Genomic DNA, 7,468 nt, shown 5'->3' on the forward strand with positions numbered 1-7,468 from the left:
CGTCGGTCAGGTAGAAGGCGTCGACGACGTCCGCGCCCAGGGTGGAGACGTGCGCCGTCCGCACCCGTACCCCCGCGCCGTCCAGGGCCCGGCCGATCCGGTGCAGCAGCCCGGGGGCGTCGTGGGCGCGCACCTCCAGCACCGTGGCGGTGGACGAGGCGACCGGGGGCGCCACCGCCACCACCGGCGGCGGGGTCGGGATCCCCCGCCGGCGCGGGGCCGCCGCGTCCCGCTCGGCCAGCCGGCGCGCGACGTCCAGCGAGCCGTCCAGCGCCCGGCGCAGGTCGGCCCGCAGCCGCGCCGCCTCCGGCAGCTCGCCGAACTCCGCCGCCACCGTCCAGGACAGCAGCAGCACCGGCCCCGCCCCGATCGGGTCCAGCTCCCGCAGCCCCGCCGAGCGGACCGCCAGCCGGTGCAGGGCCAGCACCCCGGCGACGGTGCCGAGCAGCCCCGGCCGGTCCGGGACGGCCAGCAGCAGCCGCACGCCCATCGGCTCGGTACCGGCCGTGTCCGCCTCGGCCTGGGCCAGCAGGGAGAGCGCCGGTTCGCCGGTCCTGGCCGCCTCCACCGCCAGCCGCTCCTGCTCGGCGGTCGGCGCGGCGGCCGGCTCCGGGCCCGAGGCGGCGTCCCCGGCCAGCCGGGCGGCGGCCCGCGCCGCCAGGCCGTCCACCAGCGAGGCCCGCCAGCCGCTCCACGCGGCCGGGCCGGTGGCCAGCGCGTCCGCCTCGGTCAGCGCCCGCAGCAGTTCCAGCCGGGGCAGCGTGGTGACCACCTTGGTGACCGCCTCGACGGTGGCCGGGTCGTCCGGGTCGCGCCGGGTCGCGGTGTCCACCAGGGTCAGGTGGTGGCGGACCAGCACCGCCAGGGTCTCCACCGACTCCGGGTCGAAGCCCATCCGGGCGGCCACGTCGCGGACGATCACCTCGCCCGCCTCGCTGTGGTCGCCGGGCCAGCCCTTGCCGAGGTCGTGCAGCAGCGCGGCGACCAGCAGCAGGTCCGGCCGCGCCACCCGGCGGGTCATCGCGGCGGCCCGCACCGCGGTCTCCACCAGGTGCCGGTCCACCGTCCAGCGGTGCACCGCGTTGCGCTGCGGCCGGCAGCGGACCCGCTCCCAGTCCGGCAGCAGCCGGGTGATCAGCCCCTCCGCCTCCAGCGCCTCCCAGACCGGCAGACAGGCCTCGCCGGCGCCGAGCAGGGTGACCAGCTGCTCGCGCGCCTCGTCCGGCCAGGGCACCGGCAGCGGACGGCACTCGGCGGCCAGCCGGCGCACGGTCGCGTGGGAGACGGTGAGCCCGTTCTGCGCGGCCGCCGCCGCGGCGCGCAGCGGCAGCACCGGGTCCGCCGCCGGGCGGGCGCCCTGGGCGAGCACCGCCTCACCGTCCATCTCGACGACGCCCTCGGCGAGCGGCCGGCGATCCACCGCGCCCCGGGCCACCGCGCCCGCGCCGCGTCCGGCCGCACCGGACGCGCCGCCGAACGGACCGGCGAACGGGAAGCCGCGGCGGAGCGGACGCCGGCCCCGGCCCGAACGGGCGGCCAGCACCCGGTCCACCGCCCGCCAGGTGACGTCCGCGGCATAGGCGACAGTCCTGGCCGCCTCGTAGACCTGCCGCAGCAGGGTGTCCGCGTCCAGCACCCCGAGCCGCTCGGCGACCTGGTCCTGGTCCTGCAGGGCGAGCCGTTCGGTGGCCCGGCCGGTGACCAGGTGGAGCGCGTCGCGGACGTCGGCCAGCCGGAGCGCGGCCGCGTCCAGTCCCTCCCGGGGCGCGTCGGCCAGCCAGCTCGCGGCGATCGCGTCCAGCGCGACCACGTCCCGCAGACCACCCCTGGCCTCCTTGAGGTCGGGCTCCAGCAGGAACGACAGCTCGCCGTGCCGCTCGGCCCGCTCCCGGCCCAGCTCGCGCAGCTCCGGCAGCCGCCGCACCGCGCCCTCCCGCCAGTCGGCGAGCACGGTGGAGCGCAGCGCGGCGGTCAGCGCCGGGTCGCCCGCCACGTGCCGGGCGTCCAGCAGGCCGAGCTGCGCCTTGAGGTCGGCGGCCGCCACCGCCCGCGCCTCGGCCGGGGTGCGGACGGAGTGGTCCAGGGCGGCGCCGGAGTCCCAAACCGGGTACCAGAGCCGCTCAGGCAGGGCCTGGTCCAGCCGGCCCTCGTGCAGCAGCAGCACGTCGAGGTCGCTGCGCGGGGAGAGCTCGCCGCGCCCGTAGCCGCCGACCGCGACCACGGCGACCCCGGCGGGGGCGCCGGCCGAGGCGAACAGGGCGGCCAGCCAGTCGTCGGTGCGCGCGGACAGCTCGGCGCGCCGGGCCCGGCCGCCGGGCCCGGGGGCGGTGAGCAGCCGGGCCCTGGCGGCGGCGGGATCGGCCGGTCCGGCCGGGCCCGGGCGGGAGTCGTCGGTGTGGGAAGTCATGTGAAGTCCCCGTCCGTGGTCGTGCGGGTCGTGCGGGTCGGTCGTTCCGGCGCCGGAACGCCGTCGGCGGACCTGCGACCGTGGGGGGTCGCAGGCCCGCGGGAGGGACTGCCGAGTGGGGCGCCGGAGGGCCTGGAGGGCCTGGGGGCCTAGAGGGCGTCGGGGCCGCGTTCGCCGGTGCGGACCCGGACGGCGGTGTCGACCGGGACGGTCCACACCTTGCCGTCGCCGATCTTCCCGGTCCTGGCCGCCTCGACCAGGACGTCGATCAGCTGGTCGGCGTCCTCGTCCTCGGCCAGGACCTCGACTCTGACCTTGGGCACCAGGTCCACGGTGTACTCCGCGCCCCGGTAGACCTCGGTGTGGCCGCGCTGGCGGCCGTAGCCGCTCGCCTCGGAGACGGTCAGGCCGTGCACGCCGAAGGACTGCAGGGCGGCCTTCACCTCGTCCAGGCGGTGGGGCTTGATGACGGCGGTGATGAGCTTCATCGGGCGTCCACCTCGGTCTTCTCGGTGCTCTTCGCCACGGCGGCGACAGCGGTGGCGGCGGGTACGGCGGTCGCGGGCGCCGGGGCGGCCGAGGACCGGCCCAGGCCCGAGCCGAGGGCGCTGAAGTCGTACGCGGACTCGGCGTGCTCGGCCTGGTCGATACCGGCCACCTCGACCTCCTCGGCGACCCGGAACCCGATCGTCCGGTCGATCGCCTTGGCCAGCAGCCAGGAGAGCACGAAGGAGTAGACGGCGACGACCGCCACGCCCATCGCCTGCTTGCCCAACTGCTCGAACCCGCCGCCGTAGAAGAGCCCCTTGGCGGTCTGGCCGACCGTCCCGGTGGCGAACAGGCCGACCAGCAGCGAGCCGATCGCCCCGCCGACCGCGTGCACGCCGACCACGTCGAGCGAGTCGTCGAAGCCGAAGCGGTACTTGAGGCTGATCGCGGCCGCGCAGGCGGCTCCGGCGACCAGGCCGATCGCCACCGCGCCGAGCGGGGAGACCGAGCCGCAGGCCGGGGTGATGGCCACCAGGCCGGCCACCGCGCCGGAGGCGGCGCCCAGGGTGGTGAAGGCGCCGTGCCGCAGCTTCTCGTAGATCAGCCAGCCGATCAGCGCGGCGCCGGTGGCGACCTGGGTGTTGATCAGGGCCATCGCCGCGACGCCGTTGGCGGCCAGCGCCGAGCCGGCGTTGAAGCCGAACCAGCCGAACCACAGCAGCCCGGAGCCGAGCATCACCAGCGGCAGCGAGTGCGGGCGCATCGGGTCCTTGCGGAAGCCGATCCGTCGGCCGAGCACCAGGCACAGCGCCAGGCCCGCGACACCGGCGTTGATGTGGACGGCCGTCCCGCCGGCGAAGTCGATCACGCCGTTGCGGTCGCCGAGCCAGCCGCCGTTGCCGCCGTCGAAGAAGAACACCCAGTGCGCGACCGGGAAGTAGACCACGGTGACCCAGAGCGCCACGAACAGGCCCCAGGCGGTGAACTTGGCGCGGTCCGCGATCGCCCCGCTGATCAGGGCCGGGGTGATGATGGCGAACATCAGCTGGAAGGCGGAGAAGGCCGTCACCGGGATCGTCCCGGCGAGGTCGTCGAGGCCGATTCCCTGCATCCCCAGGAAGTCCAGGTTCCCGATCAGACCGGCGCCGGCGTCGGGCCCGAAGCTGAGCGAGTAGCCGTAGAGGACCCACAGCACGCTGACGATGCCCAGCGAGAGGAAGCTCATCGCCAGCATGTTCAGTGTGCTCTTGGCCCGGACCATCCCCCCGTAGAAGAAGGCCAGCCCCGGGGTCATCACCATGACCAGGGCCGCACTGACGAGTACGAAGGCGGTGTCACCCGCGCTGAAGCCGTCCGGCATCGGCGTACCTCCTGACTGGAAGCCGATCCGCACCCGGGTTCCTGTCCCGTGCACCGGGGCGTCGGCGATGAGGAGGAGCGTGCCGAAGGCCGGTTTCGGCCGATGCTGCCGGTTGTTTCACCGCCGTGACGAGGGCGACGGCGGGGTTACACGCGCGTGAACCCCGGCCGTGTCACGGGGCCGGAGGGGTTACCGTACGGCCGCTCCGCACGGGGTGTGCCCGCAGCGCCACGGAACGGGACGGCGCCGAGTGGCACGGGCCGACACCGAACGACACCGAACGACACCGACCGTGCCGTCGGCGGACGGCACGGTCGGCGGGTCGTGGCCGGATCAGGGTGGGGTCAGGCCCGGATCGGGGCAGAGGTCGGGATCGGGGCAGAGGTCGGGATCGGGGCAGAGGTCGGGATCGGGGCAGAGGTCGGGATCGGGGCCGGCTCAGACCACCGAGACGTACTCCGGGATGTCCTGCACCACCCGCTCCTTGAGCCGGCTGACCGCGTCCACGCCCCGGTAGCGGGACGAGGCGGCCTCGGTGGTCTTGCGCACCCGGGAGTTGAGCCGCTCGGAGCGGACCTTGGTGGCGATGTCCACCGCCTGCTCGGCGAAGACCGCCGCCTGCTCCGGCTCGTTCTGGAGCAGGTGCACGCTGGCCATGCCGACCAGGTTGAAGGCGTACGAGCGGACGTGGTCGCCGTCCTGCCGGAACAGGTCGACCGCGCGCTCCATCACCGGCGCGGACATCGAGGCGTAGAGCGCCCCGTTGTCGGAGTGGTAGGCGAGGTCGCGGAAGGAGTGCGCGTTCTCGGCGTTCAGCTCGGCCGGCGAGAAGAACTTCAGCCAGTCCGGGTCGGCGTCGCCCTCGCGGATGTCGGTGAAGGTGTCCTCGGCCAACCGGACCGCCCGGGCGCACCGGTTCACCTCGCCGATGGTGGCGTAGGCGCGCGCCTCCATCGCGTACAGCAGGGACTGCTGGCGCGGGGTCGCGGTGTCCCGGCTGCCGTACTGGGCGAGGTGGATCAGCTCCAGCGCGTCCTCGCCCCGGTTGAGGTGGATCATCTGCCGGCTCATGTCGGTGAGGATCAGGGCGCCGAAGGGGCGGTCCCCGGCCTCCTTGGCGGCGTGCAGCGCCAGCACGTAGTACTTCTGCGCGCTCGGGTGCATGCCGACGTCGTAGGACATCCAGCCCGCCAGGTGGGCGAGCTCGGCGGTGAGCCGGAACAGCCGCCGGGTGGTCTGCTCCGGGTAGGTCTCCTGGAGCAGGTCGGTGACCTCGTGGAGCTGGCCGACCACGGCCTTGCGGCGCAGCCCGCCGCCGTTCTGCGCGTCCCACTGGCGGAACATGACCGTGGTCTGCTCCAGCAGTTCCAGCTCGGGCTCGGACAGCCGGCCGGTGAACGGCTCGCCGCCGTTGGCCGCGGCCAGGATCGGCGTGGGGGCGCCGTTCGGGCCGGGGGCCAGCCAGCGCTGCATCGGCTCGATCAGGGCGGCGCCGGCGGTCAGGGCGAGCGAGGTGCCCAGGAAGCCGCGCCGGTTGAGCATGAGGTCGCTGCGGGAGTAGTCACTGATCAACTGGACGGTCTGCGGGGCGCTCCACGGCAGGTCGACGCCGCCGCCCACGGTGGAGACCGGAACGGCGGCGCGCAGGCCGAGGTCCTCGATCGAGACCACCGAGCCGAACCGCTCGGAGAACAACTCCGACATGATCTTGGGGATGGGTTCCCTGGGCTGCTCGCCGTCCAGCCAGCGGCGCACCCGCGAGGTGTCGGTGGAGACGTGGTGGGCACCGATCTGCCTGGCCCGGCGGTTGACCTGGCGGGCCAACTCCCCCTTGGACCAGCCGCTGCGGGCGAACCACGTGGTCAGCTTCTCGTTGGGTTGCTTCTCTGCCATGGGTCCCCATCCCGCCCGGCCCCCGCGGGGCCCCGATCGTGACCGCCCGACGGTTGCGGGCTCTTGCCAGCCGTGCCGTTGCCGAACTGCGGCGCTGCCGTCGCAGACGAACCGTCAGTTCCCCAACTCCCGGCTCCCCAGGGCCCGGAGCGGTCCCCTGACGAGGTCCGTGTGCTGAACGTAACGCCCCGCGTACTGCCCCGGGGAGCGGCCCTGGCGAAACGCCACCTTTCGCCACCCCCAGGAGTGAACCGAAGGCTGTCGACAGACGGTTCACTAGGAGGTCCCGACGGTCCGGCATATGCGGGCCGCCAAGTCCCCACAAATATCCGGCCCTTCGGGCGAACCGCCGCCGCCGCAGGGGATTTCGCCACCCGCACCGATCACCGGCAGCCCCGCGCACAAGACGATCCGGCATCCGTACCGCCCGCCACAAGGCGGCGCCCGAGGCACATCACCGCAACTGGCGCACACCGGGCGCTGCGCGCCGTCACCGCACAACGCACCACGCAACGGACAATCAACACAAAGTCACCGTCCCGTAACCATCGGCAACCAGAACCTGTTGGGGGAGGCATGGACAACCTGTTCGGCGAACTTCGACTGGGGAGCCTGCGGCTGGCACCGCTGGGCGCGCGCCGTCGCGCCCGCGTCACCACGAGCCAGGCGGCCGCGGAGTACACCGGCCGGTGGGGCTGGGCCGTCGTCGTCGGCGAGCCGGCCCGCGCCGCCGGCACCCCGGAGCGCTGCCACTGCGGCACCCCGCGCTGCGCCGCCCCCGGTCTGCACCCCGTCCCCGGAGCCGGCCCGGACGCCGGCCCCGGACCGGACACCTCGGTGCTGTTCCCCACCGGCCGCGCCTTCGACGTCCTGGACGTCCCCGAGCAGGCCGGCCTCCAGGCGCTGGTCCGGCTGGAGCGGATGGGCACCCAGGTCGGGCCGGTGCTCGCCGCGCCCACCGGGCGGCTGCAGTTCCTGGTCGCGGCCGGTACCGCGCGGCGGCTGCCGGACCTGCTCTACCGGATGGGCTGGGACGACGCCGCGCTCGACCTCGCCTGCCACGGCGAGGGCAGCTTCGTCGCCGCGCCGCCCACCGTGCTGGCCGGCCTCGGCCCGGTCCGCTGGCTGCGCCGGCCGACCCGGGACAACGCGGGCTGCCCGCCCGAGGCCCGGCTGCTGCTGGGCACCCTCGCCTACGCCTGCCACCGCGGCCGGGAGCGCACCCCGGAACCGGCCTGGATCGCCTAGCTGTCTTTTCGCACGCTCGCCTCCGAGCCGAAGGGGCGGGAGTCGCCCCCGGCACGGCCGGGTCCGCTCCC

The 7,468-nt window shown here is 74.9% G+C and carries 5 protein-coding genes; 1 reads left to right on the forward strand and 4 read right to left on the reverse strand.

What is annotated here, in order from left to right; genetic code table 11:
• The 4 genes from BI06_RS16125 to BI06_RS16140 form a co-directional block, all read right to left on the reverse strand.
• Positions 1 to 2,407: [protein-PII] uridylyltransferase (locus BI06_RS16125; protein ID WP_043468766.1), on the reverse strand; the 2,407-nt coding region annotated here is incomplete at its 3' end.
• A 149-nt stretch (positions 2,408 to 2,556) separates the two neighbouring features.
• A complete protein-coding gene (locus BI06_RS16130) occupies positions 2,557 to 2,895 on the reverse strand; it encodes a P-II family nitrogen regulator (RefSeq protein ID WP_030396730.1) in 339 nt (112 codons plus the stop codon).
• Positions 2,892 to 4,256: an ammonium transporter gene (locus tag BI06_RS16135; RefSeq protein WP_043468769.1), complete on the reverse strand. Its 1,365-nt coding sequence runs from the start codon at positions 4,254 to 4,256 to the stop codon at positions 2,892 to 2,894. The genes BI06_RS16130 and BI06_RS16135 overlap by 4 nt, the downstream gene beginning before the upstream one ends.
• Positions 4,257 to 4,694: 438 nt before the next feature.
• Positions 4,695 to 6,149 (reverse strand): hypothetical protein, encoded by a 1,455-nt coding sequence (locus BI06_RS16140; RefSeq protein ID WP_030396728.1) that lies wholly within the window; start codon positions 6,147 to 6,149, stop codon positions 4,695 to 4,697.
• Positions 6,150 to 6,725: 576 nt separating this feature from the next.
• Between BI06_RS16140 and BI06_RS16145 the strand changes: the two genes are divergently transcribed.
• On the forward strand, positions 6,726 to 7,397 hold the full coding sequence (locus BI06_RS16145) for a bifunctional DNA primase/polymerase (RefSeq protein ID WP_043468772.1): 672 nt from the start codon (positions 6,726 to 6,728) through the stop codon (positions 7,395 to 7,397).
• Positions 7,398 to 7,468: the final 71 nt, after the last annotated feature.

Source organism: Kitasatospora sp. MBT66, from assembly GCF_000710405.2.
GTDB classification, from domain to species: Bacteria; Actinomycetota; Actinomycetes; order Streptomycetales; family Streptomycetaceae; genus Kitasatospora; species Kitasatospora purpeofusca.

Coding starts and splice junctions, on each gene's coding strand:
- BI06_RS16145 (WP_043468772.1), top strand. CDS start 6,726: ATGGACAACCTGTTCGGCGAACTTCGACTGGGGAGCCTGCGGCTGGCA.
- BI06_RS16130 (WP_030396730.1), bottom strand. CDS start 2,895: ATGAAGCTCATCACCGCCGTCATCAAGCCCCACCGCCTGGACGAGGTG.
- BI06_RS16135 (WP_043468769.1), bottom strand. CDS start 4,256: ATGCCGGACGGCTTCAGCGCGGGTGACACCGCCTTCGTACTCGTCAGT.
- BI06_RS16140 (WP_030396728.1), bottom strand. CDS start 6,149: ATGGCAGAGAAGCAACCCAACGAGAAGCTGACCACGTGGTTCGCCCGC.